The 21,357-nt window shown below is 46.3% G+C and carries 17 protein-coding genes; 5 read left to right on the top strand and 12 right to left on the bottom strand.

The window, feature by feature from the left end:
* Positions 1 to 10: 10 nt before the first annotated feature.
* The 3 genes from ACHKAR_RS01075 to ACHKAR_RS01065 form a co-directional block, all read right to left on the bottom strand.
* Complete coding sequence (locus tag ACHKAR_RS01075; protein WP_395415811.1) at positions 11 to 2,842, bottom strand: response regulator; 2,832 nt, start codon at positions 2,840 to 2,842, stop codon at positions 11 to 13.
* 102 nt (positions 2,843 to 2,944) lie between these two features.
* Positions 2,945 to 5,587 carry an ABC transporter permease gene (locus ACHKAR_RS01070; protein ID WP_395415810.1) on the bottom strand — a complete coding sequence of 881 codons (2,643 nt, stop codon included), beginning with the start codon at positions 5,585 to 5,587 and terminating at the stop codon, positions 2,945 to 2,947.
* Positions 5,584 to 5,919 carry a PadR family transcriptional regulator gene (locus ACHKAR_RS01065; protein WP_159584719.1) on the bottom strand — a complete coding sequence of 112 codons (336 nt, stop codon included), beginning with the start codon at positions 5,917 to 5,919 and terminating at the stop codon, positions 5,584 to 5,586. The genes ACHKAR_RS01070 and ACHKAR_RS01065 overlap by 4 nt, the downstream gene beginning before the upstream one ends.
* 383 nt (positions 5,920 to 6,302) lie before the next feature.
* Here ACHKAR_RS01065 and ACHKAR_RS01060 point away from each other — a divergent pair, with 383 nt between their 5' ends.
* From ACHKAR_RS01060 to ACHKAR_RS01040, 5 genes are all read left to right on the top strand, one after another.
* Complete coding sequence (locus ACHKAR_RS01060; protein ID WP_395415809.1) at positions 6,303 to 7,442, top strand: cystathionine gamma-synthase; 1,140 nt, start codon at positions 6,303 to 6,305, stop codon at positions 7,440 to 7,442.
* Positions 7,443 to 7,446: 4 nt separating this feature from the next.
* Entirely contained in the window at positions 7,447 to 7,899 is a 453-nt protein-coding gene (locus ACHKAR_RS01055; protein WP_395415808.1) for a DinB family protein, read from the top strand.
* A gap of 96 nt (positions 7,900 to 7,995) precedes the next feature.
* Entirely contained in the window at positions 7,996 to 9,111 is a 1,116-nt protein-coding gene (locus ACHKAR_RS01050) for a fatty acid desaturase family protein (protein ID WP_395415807.1), read from the top strand.
* A 121-nt stretch (positions 9,112 to 9,232) separates the two neighbouring features.
* Positions 9,233 to 11,089, top strand: a complete 1,857-nt coding sequence (locus tag ACHKAR_RS01045; RefSeq protein ID WP_395415806.1) for a cation:proton antiporter domain-containing protein — start codon at positions 9,233 to 9,235, stop codon at positions 11,087 to 11,089.
* A gap of 31 nt (positions 11,090 to 11,120) precedes the next feature.
* Positions 11,121 to 11,684: a hypothetical protein gene (locus ACHKAR_RS01040; RefSeq protein ID WP_395415805.1), complete on the top strand. Its 564-nt coding sequence runs from the start codon at positions 11,121 to 11,123 to the stop codon at positions 11,682 to 11,684.
* A 67-nt stretch (positions 11,685 to 11,751) separates the two neighbouring features.
* On the opposite strand, the gene ACHKAR_RS01035 is transcribed toward ACHKAR_RS01040, so the two are convergent.
* From ACHKAR_RS01035 to ACHKAR_RS00995, 9 genes are all read right to left on the bottom strand, one after another.
* A complete protein-coding gene (locus tag ACHKAR_RS01035) occupies positions 11,752 to 12,048 on the bottom strand; it encodes a hypothetical protein (RefSeq protein ID WP_159584725.1) in 297 nt (98 codons plus the stop codon).
* A gap of 143 nt (positions 12,049 to 12,191) precedes the next feature.
* On the bottom strand, positions 12,192 to 13,775 hold the full coding sequence (gene ftsZ, locus ACHKAR_RS01030; RefSeq protein ID WP_159584726.1) for a cell division protein FtsZ: 1,584 nt from the start codon (positions 13,773 to 13,775) through the stop codon (positions 12,192 to 12,194).
* Between the two features lie 72 nt (positions 13,776 to 13,847).
* Positions 13,848 to 15,143, bottom strand: a complete 1,296-nt coding sequence (gene ftsA, locus ACHKAR_RS01025) for a cell division protein FtsA (RefSeq protein ID WP_159584727.1) — start codon at positions 15,141 to 15,143, stop codon at positions 13,848 to 13,850.
* 41 nt (positions 15,144 to 15,184) lie between these two features.
* Complete coding sequence (locus tag ACHKAR_RS01020; protein ID WP_395415804.1) at positions 15,185 to 15,940, bottom strand: cell division protein FtsQ/DivIB; 756 nt, start codon at positions 15,938 to 15,940, stop codon at positions 15,185 to 15,187.
* Positions 15,930 to 17,315, bottom strand: coding sequence for a UDP-N-acetylmuramate--L-alanine ligase (gene murC / locus ACHKAR_RS01015; protein ID WP_395415803.1), 1,386 nt, complete (start codon positions 17,313 to 17,315; stop codon positions 15,930 to 15,932). The genes ACHKAR_RS01020 and murC overlap by 11 nt, the downstream gene beginning before the upstream one ends.
* A complete protein-coding gene (murG, locus tag ACHKAR_RS01010; RefSeq protein ID WP_395415802.1) occupies positions 17,312 to 18,391 on the bottom strand; it encodes an undecaprenyldiphospho-muramoylpentapeptide beta-N-acetylglucosaminyltransferase in 1,080 nt (359 codons plus the stop codon). The genes murC and murG overlap by 4 nt, the downstream gene beginning before the upstream one ends.
* A gap of 41 nt (positions 18,392 to 18,432) precedes the next feature.
* Entirely contained in the window at positions 18,433 to 19,605 is a 1,173-nt protein-coding gene (locus ACHKAR_RS01005) for an FtsW/RodA/SpoVE family cell cycle protein (RefSeq protein ID WP_395415801.1), read from the bottom strand.
* Positions 19,602 to 20,978 carry a UDP-N-acetylmuramoyl-L-alanine--D-glutamate ligase gene (murD, locus tag ACHKAR_RS01000; RefSeq protein WP_395415800.1) on the bottom strand — a complete coding sequence of 459 codons (1,377 nt, stop codon included), beginning with the start codon at positions 20,976 to 20,978 and terminating at the stop codon, positions 19,602 to 19,604. The genes ACHKAR_RS01005 and murD overlap by 4 nt, the downstream gene beginning before the upstream one ends.
* Positions 20,975 to 21,352: a hypothetical protein gene (locus ACHKAR_RS00995; RefSeq protein ID WP_159584733.1), complete on the bottom strand. Its 378-nt coding sequence runs from the start codon at positions 21,350 to 21,352 to the stop codon at positions 20,975 to 20,977. The genes murD and ACHKAR_RS00995 overlap by 4 nt, the downstream gene beginning before the upstream one ends.
* Positions 21,353 to 21,357 lie beyond the last annotated feature (5 nt).

Genomic DNA, 21,357 nt, shown 5'->3' with positions numbered 1-21,357 from the left:
TTAAAGAGCACTAAGAGAAATAATCGATTGGTTTTTTCCCAAACCTTTCCAAATAAAGTTTAGAAAAGTGCGAAGTAGAGTCAAAACCCACCGCTCCGGCGATCTGTGAAAGTTTATCAAATCTATTGCTGATCAGTAGCTCTCTGGCATGCTGAAGTTTGATTTCCTGGATTAGTTTGGAAGGTGACATACCCACTGCTTCTGCTGTTTTCCTGTAAAGCTGACGCTCACTCAGCCCCAGGTGCATGGCCACCTGCAGTACATTCAGGGATTTTTCAGCAACATGCTCTTTCACATATTCTCTGATATTGAGCACCAGATCGTGCTGGTCACCAAGCTGGACTTTTTCATCTTCCTCTTCGAATTCTTTGGCCCACTTGATACGCTCGCGCAGGTTTTTCACCACATTGGAAATTCTTATCAGGAGTTCCTCGGCTTCAAACGGTTTGAGGATGTAATCATCTACTCCCATTCTGAGTCCCTTGATCCGCTCCTGATTTTCAGCCACAGCAGTAAGCACGATGATGGGGATTTTAGCCAGAGCGGGTTTCTCCTGCAAAGCCTCAATAAATTCCCAACCATTCATCACTGGCATCATCACATCTGTCAGGATCAGGTCGGGGCTCTCCCGCTCCAATTGATCCAAAGCATCCTGCCCATGCTCAGCCATCATGATCTGAAAATGATCCCTCAAAATGGTGGCCAGGTAAGTCCTGATGTCCGGATTGTCCTCTACAACCATCACGGAGGTATCTGAAGGTATTTCCAGAGTATCCAGCCGTGGGTCTCCAGAAGAGACTACCTCGGGCTGGTGACTATCACCCACAAGAGCATCCGGAGTTTCATCGGTTGGTTGCAAAATCATTCTAAACGTGCTGCCCTTTCCCAGGTCACTGGTCACAGAAAGCTCGCCCCCCATCATATCAATCAACTCCTTGGAGATGGCAAGCCCCATCCCGGATCCAAAAGAGGTAGACATCTGATCTTTGGCCTGATAAAAGCGATCGAAGACATACGGCAATTCTTCCGGTTTGATTCCTGTACCATCGTCTGCAACAGTCACCTCAATACCTTCCAGTACCCTGGTCATTATCACTTTTACAGAGCCTCCTGCTGGCGTAAACTTAAATGCATTGTAGATGAGGTTATTGATGACTTTTTCGAACTGTGCTTCATCCAACATTGCGGCTGTGACCTCATGCTGGTTGCTGGTATAAGCAAGTGAAATCTGTCGGCTTTCGGCAAGGGAGGAAAAAGCACCACAGATTCGCTTGAGCAAACCATCTACATCCACTGGTTTCACTGTGACCAGTTTTTGCCTCAGCTCAATTTTGGAAAGGTCCAGTAAATCATTCACCATGACTGCCAACTGGTGTACATTTCTTTTGATCTTTTTGAGTGGCTCTGAAGCCTGTGCAGGCAGCTTTTTCACATTCATGGCATCTTCAGCATGCCCCTGTATCAATGTGAGCGGGGTTCGAAGTTCATGGCTTACATTGGCAAAGAATTGCGATTTTAGGTCGTTGAGTTCTGACAACTTCTCTGCCTGCTCCTCTATCAGCTTTTTATCCGCACTTAATTTCAGGTTTGTCCTTTGCTTTAGCCTGAAAAAATAGAACAGGAGCACTAACCCGGCCACCAGCACTGTGGCCAAAATGATGAGTAAGATATTCACGAGCCTATGCTGCTCCGCCTCTGTCCTGAGGAGCAAATTCTCCGCCTCTTTTTTATCTGTTTCGTACTTGAAAGCCATTTCAGACAGTGTCCGCGAGTAGGAGGCTTCGTTGATTTCCTCCACCACATCGATATACTCTTCGAAGTGGTCATTGGTAAACTCCGTCTTGCCTAACCCCAACTCCGCCGTGATCAGATAGCTCAGGGCATTTCTCTTAATGGGTTTGAAATCGAGGCTATCTGATAACCTGAGGGCCTCAGTGGCATGATAGTACGAGTTTTTGTAATCACTCGCTCGCTCATAAGTAGCTGCCAGTGTATTATGGGAGTTGGCTATGCCACGGAGGTTATTCAGCCGTTTTTTGATCGCCAGACTCTTCTTGCCGTAGATTAACGCCGAATCATAAAAAGCGGCGTTGATGTGCAATTGCTTCTCAAAGCAGTTGGCCATATTGTTATAATAGTAACTAAACTGATGCGGGAAGTCCTCCTCATTGAGGCCAGCCATGGCCTTCTTGAAGAAGGGTATCGCCTCGGCATGTCGGTTCATCTCCATGGTCATCAGGCCTATATTGAAGGTGGCCTTTGAAACACCCATCGCATCACCAAGCCCCTTGCTGATCGACAAACTCTCTTGTAGAGTCACAATGGCCCTATCGTAAAGCGACATGCCCTTGTACACAAACGCCAAAGAGTTGTAGGCATTGGCCAGCTTTTTCAAATCGCCATTTTTCTTTCTCAGCTCAATAGCCCTGAGTTGGTAGTCCAATGCGCTCTGAAACTCGGAGAGCGATTCATAAGTATGGCCCAGATGATGTAAGATGTTTGCTTTGTCTACGTCATTTCCGGCCAGCTCCTCAGCCAGTTTTCCGTAGGTGAGTGCCTCGGCATAATTCCCCAACCCCTCAAGTGCCCTGGATAATACATAAGCCGACTCAAACGCCCGTTTGGTATCCTTTTCTTCCTCCACGAGTTTGGCGACTTCACGTGCATATTGCAGGGACATCTCCCAATCCTGATACATATAAGCCTCAGAAAGCTGAAATAGCAAGTCCATCCTCACAGATCCCTCACTTCGATTGAGTTCATGCGTTAGGCTATCAATGTTCTGGCTTCTTAGGGGTAAAATGATCAATGCGACAAATAGCGCACAAAGGTATATTCTCATATGGCGTTAAAAGAGTGTGCACTGGAAGGGGTGATAAAGATAACCATCACAAACAAAAAAATCCGCCTGAGCGGATTTTAACTTCTGTAGTACCTCGAAAAATCACTCGTCCCTTAGCATCTCGGCCGGATTGGTACGCGCAGCCCTGGCTGTTTGCCACCCAATGGTCAACATACTCACTGCGAAAATGACCACTACCCCTGAAAGAAGTTCTAACGGACCGACGACAATGCGATTGGCCAGGTCATTCAATACCATGTGCTCAAAGAGCAGGTAGGTAGTGGGCACAGCAATGAAAGAAGCAACCACCAACATCACCACAAACCCACGGGATAAAATATAGATCAGGTGCTGTTCGGTAGCGCCGAGGACTTTTCTGATGCTAATCTCCTTCATGCGTGTCTCCGTAGTGAAAATAGCCATGCCGAGCAGTCCAAGTGCGGCGATAGAAATTGCCAGAAAAGCCAGAAATCCAATCACTTTGAAGTAGGTCTGATATTGGGTATAGGCCTTTTGTATCTTATCGTCGTAAAACTCTGCGCGAAAAGGATGCACCGCATCTACTGCCTTCCACACAGCTTCCAGCTTCGTCATAAACCCTACCATATCCCCGCTTGCCACTTTCAAATTGAGCACCTGATAGTCCTCATAGCCCTGCAAAAAAGCAAACGGTTCATGCCCTTCTGTAATTCTCTGATGTTGAAAGTCCTTCACTACGCCCACAATTTGGACTTTCTTGCTGCCATCTACAGTCAGCACTTCGCCGAGGGCTTCCTGAGGGCTCTCTATCCCAAAGCGCCGCATGAGTCGTTCATTGATAATGGTAAACTTGGGGTCTTCATCCTTTTTGAGATCGTGTGGGAAGGTGCCGCCAGCTAAGAATTCAAATTGATGCAAACCCAAATAGTCCTTACTCACATAGTTGACGTGGATATTCACTGAGTCCATAGGGTCCTTGTATTTGGCCTCATCACCCCACACTTCTCCAGTGGCAGGGAGCATACCTGACATGGAGATACCTTCCACCTCGGGTATTTTCAAAAACTCACTCATCAATATATTGGCGTCATTGCCCTGGAGCTCAATATTCAGGATGTTTTTAGTCTCAAAGCCCAAATCAAAATTCACTGCAAACTGATACTGTTTATAGGAAATGGTAGCCCCAATAATAAAACCAATGGATAAGGTAAATTGAAACACGATCAGCATTCTGCGCAGGCTCACCCCACCGAAGAGCTTCATGCTACCAGGGTCTTTAAGTACTTTCAGGGCTTTGAGGCCGGAAAGAAATACAGAGGGTAAAATACCAGCCGCCACACCAATGACGAGTGCAAAGGCCATAAAGTAGACAAGATGGATCCATTGAAAGTCCAGTGTGATCTCCTGATTTTGGAAAAACAGATGAATAAATTCCTGTTTGATTAATAGAAACAGACCGTAGCCCATCATCAGGGCCACCACAGCCACCAAAATAGCTTCAAAAACAAATTGTGTAAGAATGTGCGCGCGTCCGGCTCCAACCACTTTTCTGATCCCTACTTCCTTTGCCCTTCTTAGTGATCTGGCTATAGACAAGTTGGTATAATTGAAACAGGCAGACAAAATAACAATCAAAGTAAGGCCTACCAGCAAATAGATCATATTCCATCTCACCGTTGGCCCTATCTGGTTAGACAGGTCTCTTCCCGGCACTATTTCCAGTAGGTTTTGAAGCTCATAGGAGATGAAAAAACGATCATACTTCTCTCCTTCTTCAGCTGCAATCTGATCCAGGTGTTTCTTTATCACATCCACGCGCTGATTTTCGGGTAAAAGCACATAGACATAATTCATCCAGACGCTATTATAACTGGTCAGGAAAGATTCTCCCTCTTGTCCTGCTGCATAATGCTCCAGCGTACTTAGGGAACCCAACATCTCAAACTGCATGTGAGAACTAGCCGGTGGGTCCTTCACCACCCCGGTAATCGTCCCACTTTGAAACCCATAGCGCTCCTGCCCCACCAGTTCTATGGTTCGCCCTATGGGTTCTCCCTCTTTAAATAACTTTTTGGACAGTGACTCTGTGATCACTATTGATTTGGGATCGTGCAGTACTGTGGCGGGGTTGCCAGCTACCAACTCAAAATCAAATACATCAAAGAAATTCTCAGAAGCCCAGAGTCCTTCGGCACTCATGATCTTCGAGCCCGTTTTGAGATCCGCTGAGAAGTTCCTCCTCAAAATAGTCAGCTGCTCTACCCCTGTATAGTCCTCCTGCAGTCTCCGCCCGATAAAAATGGAAGTAGACGCCAGGTCCACGGATTCGTCATTCGTGATGCCCTTGTAGGTAGTGAGGATCCTGTAGATCCGGTTACCATTCTGATGAAACTTATCAAAGCTAAGCAGCTCGTTGATGTAGGTAATCATCAGAATGCCCACAGACATTGATATGGCGAGCCCCACAATGTTGATTGCCGAAAACACTTTGTTTCTGGCCAGGCTACGCACTGAGGTTTTGAAATAGTTTCCCAGCATAAAAAATGGATTGAAAGAATGAAGTGTTTGGTTTCTCTTTATTGTGTAGGGCCTGAAAAACTTAAGGACATCTATCAGGTAAATAAAATTGGCCCTGAACCTGCCTCTTGACAGGTTTCGATGGTAATATTCGTGCAGGTCTCCCTGCAAATCTTCCAGCAGGTCTGGTCGGCAGTACCAGCCCAGCAACCTGTCGAGCCATTTGGGAGGGGTCTCTTGTCTGCTCATATCAATCCTTCAAATACCACATCTGGAATAGTGTTCCATAACTGATCCCGCTGCTCTCTGGCCTTCAATAAAGACACTTTTCCTGAATGAGAAATCTTAAAAAATCGTTTACGTCGACCACCTCGTTCCTTGGTGGGTTCTCCGAGCTCTGAACTGATATAACCTTTATCCTCCAGCCTCTTGAGCACGGCATGCACCACTCCCAACTTAGTGGCCCGGCCGGTAACCTTCTCTATTTCGTCCACGATATTTACGCTGTAGGCTTCATCCATCAGGGAGGCAATGGTGAGCAATACCACCTCCTCAAATTCGCCCAAATTGGTTCCTTTCATCCGCTTAAGTTTTATTACTTCCTTAAATGTATAAAAAACAAATACGAAGTTCGTCTTGTAGGGTTTTATTTTTTCATGTTTTGTATAAAAAAGGATGGGTCAAAAAAAACACCCCCGGAAACCGGGGGTGCACTCAATATTGTAAACCAACATTTACCTAATTCATTATGACATTACAATATTTAAGTGTTTTACAAGATAGTGAGTCATTTATTTTGCAACTTAAGTGCTTTACGAAATAATCATTGCAAAAGTTGTCATTCAGTACTCTTATTTCAAAAAAACTTCCCGTCCACTTCCCGACATTCCCTTCAGGAAGTCAGGTATTCTTCTAACTTTGCTGCCTAACAACTCGTACCCAAAAAAGACCCTAACGATAAGCGATGAAATTCGGAACCAAAGCAATACACGCCGGCCAGGAGCCCGACCCTACCACAGGTGCCATCATGACACCCATCTACCAGACCTCCACTTACGCACAGGCCTCTCCCGGGCAGCATAAGGGCTATGAATATGCCCGAACGCAGAACCCTACAAGAACGGCATTGGAAGCTAATCTGGCGGCCCTTGAAAATGCCCAATTTGGCAGATGTTTTAGCTCAGGAATGGGTGCCACAGATGCCATCTTGAAGACACTGGAACCCGGAGACGAAATTGTAAGTACCAACGACCTCTATGGTGGCACTTACAGGATTTTCACGAAAATATATGAGCGCTATGGCCTGAAGTTCACCTTTGTGAACATGCAGGATCTCGAGTCGGTGAAAAAAGCACTGAGCCCAAAAACCCGACTGGTATGGATAGAAACCCCCACCAATCCGATGATGAGCATCGTGGATATCCGTGCGGTGGTGAATCTCGCCAAATCTGTTGGCGCAAAAACAGTGGTAGATAACACCTTTGCCAGCCCATACCTGCAAAACCCCATGGACATGGGAGCAGATATGGTGATGCACTCGGTCACCAAATACATTGCAGGCCACTCTGATGTAGTCATGGGCTTTGTGGGATCCAACGATCCCAAAATTGATGAGCTAATTGGCTTTGTCCAAAACTCCTCCGGAGCCATACCGGGCCCACAGGACTGTTTTTTGGTATTGCGAGGCATCAAGACCCTGCACGTGCGAATGGACAGACACTGTGACAATGGGGAACAGGTAGCCAAGTACCTAAAGAACCACCCCAAGGTGAAACATGTGTACTGGCCGGGATTTGAAGACCATGCCAATCATGAAGTAGCCAAAAAACAAATGAAGAGATTTGGCGGAATGATCTCGTTTGTACTGGCAGACGACAGTCAGGCTGCTGCTTTCAAAGTATTGGAAAACCTAAAAGTTTTCACCCTCGCAGAGTCTCTGGGTGGAGTGGAATCTCTGGCCGGGCATCCTGCCAGCATGACCCACGCGAGCATTCCTCGGGAGCAAAGACTGGAGGCCGGACTTACTGACTCCCTCATCCGACTTTCGGTAGGGATAGAAGACATTGAAGACCTCATAGAAGATCTAAAAAACGCAATTGGCTAAACACATGAAAGAAATTCTCATTAACCTGTTTGAAAAAGACCTTAACATATTAATCAAAGAGATAGACAGCTACTCTGAAGAATCAGATCTTTGGAAAACAGCTCCCGGCATCACTAACTCTGCGGGCAATCTGGCTTTGCATCTGGTTGGGAACCTCCAGCACTTCATTGGGGCGATATTGGGAGACACCGGCTATGTGAGGAATAGGGAAGCGGAGTTTTCCGATCGGAATGTACCAAAAGCCAAAATCCTTCAGGACATTCAAAAAACGATTGGGGTGGTATCTGCTACGCTTAGCAAACTAAATGACCAGGAAATAAATGATATATACCCCATAGAAGTTTTCGGAAAACCAATGACTACCCTCCATTTTCTTGTGCATTTGGAGGGACACCTCAATTACCACCTTGGCCAAGTCAACTATCACCGAAGATTATTGGCCTCACAAATGGGTTAATCCAGCGTATAAATGCCATCAGCTTTTAACAACAAACCAAATATTTCATTTAAATACTGGCATTAAGAGTTATCTTGGGGTCTTAAACCCTTCAATATGAGTCAACCTTCGGTTAAGTTTAACGCTCAGGATCGTCCTGAATTCTTCAAAGAGCTACGAAAACGCGTTAACGCCCACTTCAAGGAGAACAATATCTCTCGTCACGCCAACCTTGAAATGAAATTCAAGACAGCTTTCATGATTGCTTTATATTTCACCCCTATGATCCTGATGATCACCGGCGTAGTAACCTCCCTTTGGGGCGTTATCGGCATGTGGACCCTGATGGGTATTGGGATGTCAGGTATAGGCCTATCCATTATGCATGATGCCAATCATGGTGCTTATTCACAAAACAAGCACGTCAACAATGTGTTGGGCTACTTATTAAATTTTCTTGGTGCCTATCATACCAACTGGAAGATTCAGCATAATGTATTGCATCATTCATTTACCAATGTAGATGGCCATGATGAGGACATTGCAAAAGAAGGTGTCATGCGATTTTCGCCTACGCAGGAACGTAAAAGTATTTATAGGTTTCAGGTCTTCTATGCCCCTTTTCTGTATGGGATCATGACCATTTATTGGTTTTTGAGCAAAGACTTTGAACAAGTCATCCGCTATCACAAGAGAGACCTGCTAGCCCCCCAAGGTTATACGTTTGCCTCAGCTTTGGCTGAAGTAATTTTCAATAAGATTTGGTATCTGGCCATCTTTTTGGCGCTACCAATCATCGTAATTGCGCTTCCCTGGTGGCAAGTGCTTTTGGGCTTTTTGCTGATGCATTTTATCAGTGGATTGTTCCTTGCCCTTATTTTTCAGCCTGCTCATGTGATTCACGAAACTAACTTCTACGTGCCCGATGAAAACGGAAGCATAGAAAATAATTGGGCGGTTCATCAGCTGAGAACTACGGCCAATTTCGCCAACAAAAGTGTGTTCTTCTCCTGGTTTGTAGGAGGTCTGAACTTTCAGATAGAGCATCACCTTTTCCCACACATCTGCCATGTGCACTACAGACACATCTCTGCCATCGTGAAACAAACGGCAGAGGAGTATGATGTGCCTTATCACCAACACAGAACTTTTCTGGATGCCCTGAGGAGCCATTTCTCTTTGCTACACCAGCTAGGTACCGGATCCTATGACAAAAAGTTAGCCACCGCTTAATCTGGGCGCTAATCGATTGAGCTATCGGGGATATCATCGACGGCCCATCAACTTGTAGGTCCAATTTGATATGTCCATGATATTTTTTGCCTATTTTTCAAAAAAATAGCAATCATACTACATGGAATTCTTCAACTACTGGCCTTTATTTATCATTTTCATAATTGCGTGGATCGTTCCGCTCATACTTTCCTGGCTGGAAGTGAGCAAGGTACCTTCCGTAATTGTGGAAATCGTGATGGGGGTCATTGTTGGCCCCTATGTACTGGATCTGATCGAACCCACGCCTTTGATGGATTTCCTGGCAGGTACAGGTTTTCTATTCTTAATTTTCCTATCGGGCCTGGAGATTGACGTCCCAAAGATGATCTCCTCTTTACCCAAGGGACGGATCAGGATCATTGATATCCTGAGCAATTCCCTGCTCGTGGCTTTATTTATCTATTTCGGCTCATTGTTTTTGTCCATCCCAATGGCATGGCTCATCAGTCAGTTTATCGAAATCGATCTGATATTTTACATTCTGCTCTTCCCCACTGTTGCCTTGAGCATTACGGTGCCCATTCTGAAATCTGAAGGCGAGCTCACTCGCAAATTTGGGCAGATCATGCTCATGGAAGGGGCTATTGCCACCATCATGAGTATCATCCTTATTTCGGTGTATTCCGGGGTGCTGAAAAATGGCTTTCAGGTGGAGCTCTTGCTTTTTACCGTCATCTTCATCGTATTCATACTCACCTATGTCATCGGTCGCCGACTTATCAAAGTACGCACCTTCCAAAAGGTACTTTACACCCTGGAGCATGCCGCCAGCCAGATCAGAGTAAGGGGCACGGTGGCTTTGCTTTTGTTTTTTGTGCTCATTGCCTATCTCATAGATACAGAGCTGGCTATGGGCGCCTTTTTTGCCGGCGTACTACTCAGCTTGTTTATCAATAAAGAACGCTCCGCATTGGTATTTAAGCTGGACGGCATGAGTTATGGCTTCTTCATTCCCATATTTTTCATCATGGTAGGGGTGCAACTGGATGTGTCGGCACTGAGCCAATTTGGCGAATCCATTCCTTTTGTACTTACACTGGTGCTGGGCTTTTTTGCTACCCAGGTGTTACCCGCCCTTATCCTCATTAAAGTTTTTGGATTAAAGAAAGCACTGGCCGGAGGAGTATTACTGACCGCCCGCATGGGATTGACCATAGCTGCCGCGCAAATAGGTCTGTCATTGCAGGTGATCACTGCCGCAGACAATGCCGCCATCGTGGCAGCGGCCATTTTCACCAGTCTACTCTCACCTCTGGCCTATAAGTTCTTCAGCCAGGAAGAAGACCTCTACTATAGCATCTATATTTTCGGTGGCAGTAAGGCCAGTTTACTACTTGCCGAACGCATGAAAATGCACGATATCCCATGCCTGACGATCATTCAGAATCAAGCCATCATTCCGGATTTCGAACAAAAAAACCTCAATATATGGGCCGTGGATGAGTTGGATATTTCTATTTTCGGTGAACTGGATATCCGCACTCCTGACCTGGTGATCATGCTTACGGAGTCCAAAAAACTCAACCAGCAACTGGCACTATATGTCAAAAACAAATTGAATCACAGTAAGATCATTCTGAGGAAACAGTCGGCTTCACATGAACTTGTTGATACCGAATCGGATCTAAAACTGATAGACATTGATGAATTGCTAGCGGGCTATGTAGAAGACATGATCGTGAGACCTGAAACACTTACCTCCTTGTCGGAAAGTTTTGGTATGTACCGGATAGAGGAAATACTCCTCACACGAAAAGAACTGCACCGAAAACAGGTGATGGAGGTGGCATTCCCCCCTTCAGGGTCCCTGGTGGTCCTGCGCAGGGATGATGAAGTCTTTATCCCACACGGAGACACACATCTACTACTGGGTGACACCCTCACTGTCATTGGAAACAGTACTGCACTTACAGAGTTTCGGGATATTTTGGAATAAGGGCATGTTCAGGAAAATAGCCGTTCTTGTTATGCTGATTATTCTTTGGGAAACAGGTGTCTACTTTTGGGTGCTGAATAATACACCAGAAGCACTCTATCAGCTATCTGCCAGGTATTCGGCAAGAACGTCCTTTGTACTCATCACCATTATTCTCCTTTGGATCGGTGCCACTGGTCTGCGTAAAATCTATCGTTCAGCTTTCAAAAGACTACATCTGATCACTCTGATCCTCTTGCTGGCAGTCAACCATCTCATTCACTTTGGGTTTCTCTACGCCAATCTCCAACCGGAAAATTTCGGAAAATTCCTCTTAGAGAATCACTTACCAGCACTGCTGTACGTAGCACTCATGATCAGCCCGTGGTTGCTTTTCAGCAAAAAAACACTCACTTCACCACTCTACTGGGGGATATTGATCTTCCTGATAGGTCTCGAAATCATCTTTCTCCAGACCTATGTGGGTCGCCTATCCAGCCCTAAACCGCTCGGCTCTCCTACTTATTTTTATCTCGGCTGCATTGTACTCATTGGGGTGACCCTCGGGCTGAATATCAATCGTGTGGTAACTGAACACTTAAAGGGAGCCAATTAAAAAGAGGGCGATAACAAAAAAAGCTCCCAACGGGAGCTTTCAAAATGCTTTTATGCTATCCTATGTGTCAAGCGCTCTGGACATTGAGACCCTTCACGAGTTCTACAGGGCCATAGTTTTTAGCCTGTACGACCGTTTTCTTACCCTTGATCAATTGCACCTCCGTATTTGGGAAACCCAACTGAGAGTGCCTTTTAACTACTTTGTGGAAGAAAATAGAAGCTTCATCCAGCTCGCCCTTTCCAAACTCATGCTTATGAGCATGTTTCTTCACCGGGGTGCCTGGCACCACATGATACATATTCACCACTACGCTGTATTTTGGCTGAAAAGTCTTAACAAAGTTGGCCCACGCTTTTTTCATTTTCTAAGATATTAAGGTACTCAAGTCCAAGTTTAATAAAACGAAGGCTCAATTGAAATATTTTAATCAAGCATTCCTGTGTTTTATACAAAATAAGGTCGCCCAATAAATTGGGCAACCCTCGTCATGTGCAGAAAACTGCCTTAATCTACATTGTCATGGAGATACTTATTGTTTCCAAGTATCTGATTATCATCAGTAAGATTGAACTTTGAAATATTGCGCTCAGAACTATGCGGAACTTTCGCAAAAGTCACCTTCTTACGTTCGTAAGCGGGTACATCAAACTTCTCTTTAAAGTTCTGGGTCGAAAGGTCTTCTTTACTGGTTCCCTCCAACATTTGTTCACGCTTTCTGCGCTGCTCCATCAACTCCAGCTTTTTAGAAGGGCTGTGATTGCGCTCCAGGCTTTCTATTGAGAAAAAATCGTCGTCTGCTTCCTTCTCATCTTCCTCCTCCTCGTCGCTTTCATCAAACACTTCATAGCCGCCTCCCAGGTCAAACTCAAAATCGTTATCATCCAACTCATCTTCTTCCTCTACGGCCTTTTTGATTTCGTCTTTGAGAAAATCATATGTGAAGCTATCCCTTTTGGGTGTTTCTTTCTTCTCTTCAAAATCGTCTTCATCCTCCTCATCGTCCTTGGCACTGTCAAACAGCTTGATCTGACGCGATGATTCCAGATCGTAAACGCGCTTGGAATCAGGTGCTGGTGTAGTGTTTTGCTTTCTGGCTATAGGCTGGATCTCCTGTACACCACCGAATCCGGTCGCAATGACCGTCACCCGTATGTTCATGCCCAGGTCAGCATCCACGCCGTGACCGAAGATCACCTCAGCATCCTCACCCGCAAACTCCTGCATGTAATCTGTGATATCTGCCAGCTCATCCATCTGTAACTCAGCGTCCTCACCAGACATGATGGAAAGAAGGATCTTGTCAGCACCATTCACATTCTGATTGTTGAGCAGTGGCGAATTGAGAGCTTCCTCAGCGGCACGTCGGCCTCTGTTTTCACCATGTGTCTGTGCAGAGCCCATCACTGCGGCACCCGCATTTTTCATCACGGTTTTCACATCCTCAAAATCCACATTCACATAACCAGGCACCGTGATGATCTCAGCAATCCCTTTGGCTGCAGTGGTCAATACATTATCCGCCTGACCGAAGGCTTCTCTGATCGGCAGGTTGCCAAAAATCTCCCTCAGTTTGTCATTGAGGATGACCAGAACGGTATCACAGTTGGCCTTTAGCTCAGCAATACCATCATTAGCGGCCTGAATTTTCTTACGCCCTTCAAACATAAAGGGCGCTGTGACAATACCCACGGTCAGGATGTCCATCTCCTTGGCGATCTGTGCGATCACCGGAGCGGCCCCTGTACCGGTACCACCGCCCATTCCGGCAGTGATGAACACCATTTTAGTATCTTCAGACAGCATCTCACGAATGTCTTCTGTAGACTCGAGCGCTGCATGTTTACCTTTTTCAGGATTTGCTCCTGCTCCCAGACCAGCCGTGAGGTTCACTCCCAGCTGAAGCTTATTAGGTACCGGACTGCTCTCCAGCGCCTGAATATCAGTGTTACAAACCACAAACTCTACATCCTTGATTCCAAGGTTATACATGTGATTTACGGCGTTACTTCCTCCTCCACCTACTCCGATCACTTTAATGATGGATTTGTGGTGCGAGGGTAAATCAAATTGATACATATTTTCTGCCATGACGTTATCGTTTAATATTCGAAGGCTGAATGACGAACAGCACTTCTATCAATTTTCAAATACTCTATCTTATTAATAATCCCTTTCATCATCGATATCATCGATCAAAAGTCCCTTGGTTTTCTCCAGAATATTCTGAAAAAACTTAGCTCCCTGCTTATTGCGAGGTTTCAAGGCCTTGCCTTTAGCGATTTTCTCATTATATCGGTCCTCCCGGATGTCTATAGCCCTAAAGCCTGATAGCACCAAACCTACGGAGGTAGCATACATCGGGCTCTTCACAGCGTCCACCTTGCTCTTGCCAAGGTGTTCATTGGGGTAACCAATGCGTGTATCCAAGCCAGTCATATACTCAAACAACTGCTGCAAATTGGTGAGCTGCGAGCCACCGCCAGTCACCACGATACCAGCCGCCAGTTTTTTATGAAACCCAGAAGTGATAATCTCAGTGTGCACCATCTCTATGATCTCTTCCATACGAGCTTCGATCACATGGGCCAGATTTTTCAATGAAATCTCCTTTGGTGCCCTGTTTCTCAATCCAGGGATAGATACAATCTCATTCGGGTTGGCCTCTTCAGAAATGGCCCGTCCAAATTTGGTCTTCAACTGCTCAGCCTGATGCTCCATCACCATACAACCTTGCTTGATGTCTGAAGTGATGATATTGCCTCCAAATGGAATGACTGCAGTGTGACGTATGATGTTATCATAGAATACTGCAATATCGGTAGTACCACCACCTATGTCCACCAGACAAACGCCGGCTTCTTTTTCTTCATCACTCAACACTGCCAAACTGGATGCTAAAGGTTCCAGAATAAGATTTTCGATATCAAGGCCTGCTCTGCGTACGCACTTATTGATATTATTGATGGCGTTGGTCTGCGCCGTGATGATGTGGAAGTCTGCTTCCATCTTCACCCCGGACATTCCCACAGGATCTTTGATACCATCCTCATAGTCGATGATGTAATCCTGAGGCATCACGTGAATGATCTCGCTCCCCGGAGGAATCACGATACGGTACATATCATTGGTAAGTCTGTTCACATCCTCCACGGTGATCTCATCGTCGCTATCGCGGGTGATAGATCCGTGATGCACAGCGCTCTTGATGTGCTGACCGGCAATGCCAACGTTGACCACCCGGATATCAATACCCGACTGCTCACTGGCCTCTGCCACAGCCTTTTCAATGGCATTCACTGTCTTGTCAATGTTGGTGACAATACCGCGGATCACTCCGTCAGATACTGCCTTGCCCATGCCCAACACTTCCAGCTTACCAAATTCATTTTTACGCCCTACGATGACGCATATCTTGGTGGTACCTATGTCCAGTCCGACGATGATTTTATCTTCCATTTCTTTAGCAATTTTCAGTTTCAGTCCGAAGACTCATATTTTTATTCACAGACGATTTGATCCTTAAACTTGAGGTTTACCAAACTGTAGGTATTCCACCCTTTGTTTGGCAAGATCTCTTTGTAAAAAATCTTAAGTTTTTTAAACTTCCCTTCCAGGTCATCTGGCATTCCGAATTTAATTTCCTGCTTGGTCACCTGTGGGAGCAACGTAAGCTCTCCATCTCTGGCGATCACTATCTGAGCAATCTGTGCTCTCCAAAACTCATCCTTCTCCACATACTTCAGCATCTTCAGTATATCCTTTCCATAATCCGTCTCGGTAATATTTTCAACCCAGCTAAAGGAGCGCTCGAGCTCCAGAATGGGCACGCGCGCAGTATGTCGTGCATTAGTGGGCAGCAGGGTGCCGTCCGCATCAATGTATTGGTCCGGGCCATTCCGATTGAAAATTCTCGCGATCGGTTGAGCCTGCTCCACGTTCACGACGAGGTTCCCTTTTACATCTCTGTAGATCTGTGCTTCCTTCACAAAAGGGTTCGCCTCTACGCGCAACTCTAAAGCCTTCAGATCCAGCATACTAATGGACTGACCCAGCACATAATCGGTATTGCCGGCATTGAGCAAACTCATAATTTCGAGCTGATCTGTAAAGAAATCTCCATTCTGATCCTGGATATTCACCAGCACATTATTCACCGGTTTGGCGCCATTTTTCACCCCGGTAAATCCAATGATCACCAGCATGATGAATGCCGAAACAGAAAGGAACAATATGGTCTTTAGCTCACGACTCAATCTGGTATTTATTTAAATAGTAACTCTTTAATTTTGGCACTTCCTGATCAATATTTCCGGCACCAACGGTGCAAAGTAATTCCACGTTTCTGCTGGCAATCACCTCCATCAACTCGGATTTTTCACACAGAATTTTCTGCTCTTTGGTGATGTTATCGAATATGATCTGCGAAGTTATACCGGGGATCGGTTCTTCCCTAGCCGGATAGATATCCAATAGGATTATTTCATCTGCCAGAGACAAACTTTCCGCAAAACCAGTCTGAAAATCTCTCGTTCTGCTGAACAAATGAGGCTGAAAGATGACTGTCAGTTTCTTTCTGGGAAACAGCGCCTTTACAGACTTAAGAAATGCAGTGATCTCCGTAGGGTGATGCGCATAGTCATCTATGAAAGTGAGTTTCTCGTCCTTAATAATGTACTCAAAACGTCGCTTCACACCTCTATAGCTGGCAATACCTGCCTTGATGGTCTCAGGGTCCATGCCCAAATCCAGCGCCACCCGCACCGCTGCCACGGCATTCTCCACATTGTGAAAGCCTGGCACTGACAGGGTCAGGTCTTTGATGACCTCATTGCCATGATAATTGAACACAAACATGCCGTTGACGGCTCTGAGTGCCTTTGCCTGAATATCACCCTTATCGATTCCATAAGTATAATAGAGGTTTTCAAGGTGCATGTTGATCTTCTCTGCGGCAGCATGATGAATCAATGTGCTACCATCCTCACCAGAGAGTTTCACAAACTCACCGAAAGCATCTTTCATCTGTTCCTCATCTCCGTAAATATCCAGATGATCAGGATCTACCGACGTAACCACGGTGTAGTTGGGAGACAACCATAGAAATGACCGGTCAAATTCATCGGCCTCCACGACCACCGGAGCATCCTCCCCACCCACAATCAGGTTAGAGTCATAGTTAGTCATAATCCCACCTATGAAAGCAGAACAGCCCTTCTCTGACTGATTGAGCAGGTGCGCTACCATAGACGAGGTAGTAGTCTTCCCGTGCGTGCCACCCACTGCTACGGTATAGTGCCTTTTGGAAATGATCCCCAGTGCCTCGGAGCGCTTCATCACGATAAACTTCTTCTTCTGGAAGTATCGCAGCTCCTCGTGTTTTTTCGGAACGGCAGGAGTATAAATAATCAGGGTTTTCTCCTTGTCCATGAACTCCGCAGGGATATTGCGGGGATTGTCCTCATAATGCACCCACATGCCCTCCAAAGACAGGCGCGTGGTAAGGTTGGTATCTACCCGATCGTAGCCACCTACTTTCACACCTCGCTGATTGAACCAACGGGCGATGGCGCTCATGCCTATGCCGCCGATCCCAATAAAATATACGCTTTGTATGTCTTTCAGCTTCATGCGATCATTTTCAATATTTCGTTGGCAATGTCCTTAGCCGAATTCGGATGAGACATTCCTTTAATATTTTCACTCAAAACACGCTTTCTATCCTCATCCTCGATGAGTGCAAATGCCGTGTCAATCAGCTTCTCAGCTGCTTCATTATCTTTTACCAGCACTGCAGCATCCCGCTCCACCAGTGCCATGGCATTGATGGTTTGATGATCTTCTGCCACATTGGGGCTGGGTACGAGGATGCTCGGCTTGCCCGTGAGCATCAGCTCAGCAATGGACAAGGCACCGGCCCGTGAAATCACCACGTCAGCCACTGCATAGGCATACTGCATTTCCCGTACAAAATCCTTCAAGAGGATGTTGGCAGAGGGGTTGATGACCCTCCGTTTCATCTCTTCAAAATAATATCCACCAGTCTGCCAGATCACCTGATAACCAGAGGCCGCCAGGCGATCATATCCGGCCAAAATAAATTCGTTAATGGATCGGGCACCGAGGCTGCCACCCACTATCAATATGGTCTTTTTGGATGCATCAAATCCAAAAAACTCATAGGCAGAAGGTTTCAAGTCCGGCTTGAGCAAAATGGTTTTTCTGACGGGGTTTCCTGTCACTACCAGCTTGTCCGCCGGGAAGTATTTTTCCATGCCATCGTGAGCCACACAAATCTTATTCACCCTGCCAGCCAGCCATTTGTTGGTCAGTCCGGCGTAGGAGTTTTGTTCCTGAATGAGTGTGGGTACCTTTTTGGCGGAAGCCGCATAGAGCAAAGGCCCACTGGCATACCCACCCACGCCGATCACCGCATGAGGTTTGAATGAACGGATCAAACCAAAAGCTTTGAACAAGCTGGAAATCACTTTGAAAGGAAACATCAGGTTCTGTGCAGACAAACTCCGTTGAATGCCACTGATCCAAAGTCCCACAATCTGAAATCCCGCTTCGGGCACCTTCTTCATCTCCATTTTGCCCTGCGCGCCTACAAACAGAATCTCCACACCCTGCACCATGTCCTGCAAGGCCTGCGCAATGGAGATAGCAGGATAGATGTGTCCGCCTGTGCCGCCTCCACTTATCATGATCCGCAATGGTAATTGACGATATGTCTCTTGCTTTTCGATTATGCTGCTTCTTTAATTCTTTCCTTTGCCTTAAAATTATTCGCCAGTGGCGAACCAATGTCATCTATTTCACCACGGCTCACACTCAAAATGATCCCAAGTGCCAGACCTGTAAAGAGCTGTGAAGTACCTCCCATACTGATCAGTGGCAAGGGCAATCCTGTAATAGGCCCTAAACCTACCGCCACACCCATATTGACCATGGCCTGCATGACCAGAGCAAATGACAACCCGGCCGACAGTAATCCGCCATAAGCCCGATGACTTTCAGCCGCTGCCTTCATACCCCGATAGAGTAGTGCCAGATAAAGGAACAACACGGTAATGCCTCCGATGAGCCCATACTCTTCCAGTACGATGGCAAACACGAAATCTGAATAGGGATGAGGTAGATAATTTCTTTGATCACTCTGCCCCGGGCCTTTGCCGGTGAGTCCTCCGGTAGCGATGGCTATGTACGCCTGCTTAGCCTGAAAGGGTGTTTCGTCCTCATCGAAGAAGCTCTGCACCCTGCTCACTGCAGTGCCCGTTCGTTGTCCGAAGGTAAGTGCCAGTCCTCCGGCGATCACCCCGATAATCATGAGTATGGCCAGGTACTTCATAGGCACCCGTCCGATGAAAAGCATCAGCATACAGGTGCCAAAAAGCAATATGGCCGTAGACACGTTGGTCATGGCAATCAGTGCACATATCAGACCTATCCAAACCAAAATCGGGATGATGGCTTTCTGAAAATCATCAATACTCTTCTGACGTTTGGAAAGCATACTGGCCAGGGTGATGACCAGCGCCAGTTTGGCCAAATCTGAAGGCTGAAAAGCCTGATTGATCAATGGAATGGTGATCCACCTGGAGGCTTCGTTGATATTGGTACCAAACTGCCAGGTAAATAGCAGCAGGGGTAATGACAACCAAAGGGCCAATCGGGACAATTTCGCATAGTAGCGATAGTCAATTTTATGAGCCACCCACATGGCCAGCAAACTCAGCATGACCAGGGCAGAATGCTTGAACAGGTAATACTCAGTATCGCCCTCCATCATTTTGTAAGCCAGGCTACCTGTGGAGCTGTACACCACCAAAATACTCAGCATAGACAGCAGAAAAACGATGAACCAAATCACCGGATCGCCTTTTAAGTTCTTGTATGCCCAATCTTTGATCACGTTCATACTTTTGCTCTTTTAGTCTCTTTCAAATTTTTCACCGCTACCCGAAACTGGTCACCTCTGTCCTCATAGTTTTTGAATAAATCAAAACTGGCACAGGCAGGCGACAGCAACACCACATCCCCACTGGCGGCCATTTCATATCCTAAATTCACCGCCTCCTCTACACTACGCGTCTCCCGGGTCTCTACCGTACTGCCAAAGCGACCGGTGAGCTTGCTGTTGTCGACCCCCAGGCAAATCAATCCCTTTACTTTGTCTGCTACCAGCCCAGCGATCTGATCATATTCATTTCCTTTGTCTATCCCCCCGGCAATCCAAACAATCGGCTGACGAATGCCTTCCAACGCATAATAGACCGCATCCACATTCGTGGCTTTAGAATCATTGATAAAGCGCACACCGTCAATCTCTCCGCAGAACTCCAGCCGGTGCGGGGCGTTCACAAAGGTTTTGAGGCCTTTCAGGATCTGCTCAATGGACACCTCCATGGTAAGGGCGCTAAGTACCGCCGACATAGAGTTGATCATGTTGTGTTTACCGATCAGGGAAATTTCCGATACGGGGATGGTATGTTTCTTATCTTTCTCTTTAAACCTGTAATTGAAAATGAGGTGCTCATCATCCATGTAGGCCTCCCATTTCGGGCTTTTAGTAGCTGAAACGGCAAAAAGGCAAGCCTCTATTTTGCGTTTAGCTACTTCCTCTGTCACCGGCTCGCTGTCTGCACAGTAGATGAATGACTCCTCATGACTGAGGTTCTCTGTAATCCTGAACTTTGAGGCTACATACTTTTGAAAATCATAATCATATCTATCCAGGTGATCGGGAGTGATATTGAGCAACACCGCCACATTGGGTTTGAATTTCACAATGCCATCCAGCTGGAAACTGCTCACCTCTACCACGAAATAGTCGTAATCGCCTTCTGCCACCAACTTGGCCAGGCTTACACCCACATTTCCACCCAGAGCCACTTTCAACCCTGCAGACTTCAGGATGTGGTAAGTGAGTAGTGTAGTGGTGGTCTTTCCATTGGTACCGGTAATGGCTATGACTTTGGCAGTCTGAGGAATGTATCTGTAAGCAAACTCGATCTCCGATATGACTGGAATTCCCTTTGCCACCAACGCCTGAATCATGGGTACCCTATCCGGAATGCCCGGGCTTTTGATCACCTCATCTGAAGCTAATATGATGTCTTCGCTGTGTCCTCCTTCTTCAAACGCTATCCCATAAGATTGCAGCACGAGCTTTCTATCCGCAGAAATGGCTCCTGCATCGGACAGAAAGACGCGGTATCCGTGCTTCAGCCCTAGTATGGCTGCACCGATTCCGCTTTCACCTGCTCCCAATATGGCGATAGATTTACTCATTCAATTTCGTCTTGTTTTTTAGTTTTTCTTTCCAATATCTGATCGCAACACAATGAATAAAGAGACACCAACTCATACCCTGCCTTGACCACATCCGTGATGGTGCCAATGTTTCTTTTGCGGTTCGCTTCATCCAACCTGTCCATCATGAAAATCAACTCATCCATCTCCTCTTCCATGGCCTCTATCTGGGTGTAGAAGCTCCCTTCAGATTTGGCATTCAACACCTTTTTTAGCACCACATCCAGCTTTTTGGTGGTCCTGATGATGGTCGTAGAGAAGGTCAGCAAATTGCTGCCCGGCAGCAGTTCTGCCAGACCAGAGGCTTTCTGCTGAAATTTTTCATTGAGACGAGAGAGTTGTTCCAGAGTCATATCGG

Source organism: Marinoscillum luteum (assembly GCF_044005705.1).
Classification (GTDB): domain Bacteria; phylum Bacteroidota; class Bacteroidia; order Cytophagales; family Cyclobacteriaceae; genus Marinoscillum; species Marinoscillum luteum.
Note: the sequence above shows the minus strand (reverse complement) of the source record. Positions and strands in the feature narration are given on the sequence as shown.

Coding starts and splice junctions, on each gene's coding strand:
- ACHKAR_RS01060 (WP_395415809.1), top strand. CDS start 6,303: ATGAAATTCGGAACCAAAGCAATACACGCCGGCCAGGAGCCCGACCCT.
- ACHKAR_RS01035 (WP_159584725.1), bottom strand. CDS start 12,048: ATGAAAAAAGCGTGGGCCAACTTTGTTAAGACTTTTCAGCCAAAATAC.
- ACHKAR_RS01055 (WP_395415808.1), top strand. CDS start 7,447: ATGAAAGAAATTCTCATTAACCTGTTTGAAAAAGACCTTAACATATTA.
- ACHKAR_RS01065 (WP_159584719.1), bottom strand. CDS start 5,919: ATGAAAGGAACCAATTTGGGCGAATTTGAGGAGGTGGTATTGCTCACC.
- murC (WP_395415803.1), bottom strand. CDS start 17,315: ATGAAGCTGAAAGACATACAAAGCGTATATTTTATTGGGATCGGCGGC.
- ACHKAR_RS00995 (WP_159584733.1), bottom strand. CDS start 21,352: ATGACTCTGGAACAACTCTCTCGTCTCAATGAAAAATTTCAGCAGAAA.
- ACHKAR_RS01040 (WP_395415805.1), top strand. CDS start 11,121: ATGCTGATTATTCTTTGGGAAACAGGTGTCTACTTTTGGGTGCTGAAT.
- ACHKAR_RS01050 (WP_395415807.1), top strand. CDS start 7,996: ATGAGTCAACCTTCGGTTAAGTTTAACGCTCAGGATCGTCCTGAATTC.
- murD (WP_395415800.1), bottom strand. CDS start 20,978: ATGAGTAAATCTATCGCCATATTGGGAGCAGGTGAAAGCGGAATCGGT.
- ACHKAR_RS01075 (WP_395415811.1), bottom strand. CDS start 2,842: ATGAGAATATACCTTTGTGCGCTATTTGTCGCATTGATCATTTTACCC.
- ftsZ (WP_159584726.1), bottom strand. CDS start 13,775: ATGGCAGAAAATATGTATCAATTTGATTTACCCTCGCACCACAAATCC.
- ACHKAR_RS01045 (WP_395415806.1), top strand. CDS start 9,233: ATGGAATTCTTCAACTACTGGCCTTTATTTATCATTTTCATAATTGCG.
- ACHKAR_RS01005 (WP_395415801.1), bottom strand. CDS start 19,605: ATGAACGTGATCAAAGATTGGGCATACAAGAACTTAAAAGGCGATCCG.
- murG (WP_395415802.1), bottom strand. CDS start 18,391: ATGATAAGTGGAGGCGGCACAGGCGGACACATCTATCCTGCTATCTCC.
- ftsA (WP_159584727.1), bottom strand. CDS start 15,143: ATGGAAGATAAAATCATCGTCGGACTGGACATAGGTACCACCAAGATA.
- ACHKAR_RS01070 (WP_395415810.1), bottom strand. CDS start 5,587: ATGAGCAGACAAGAGACCCCTCCCAAATGGCTCGACAGGTTGCTGGGC.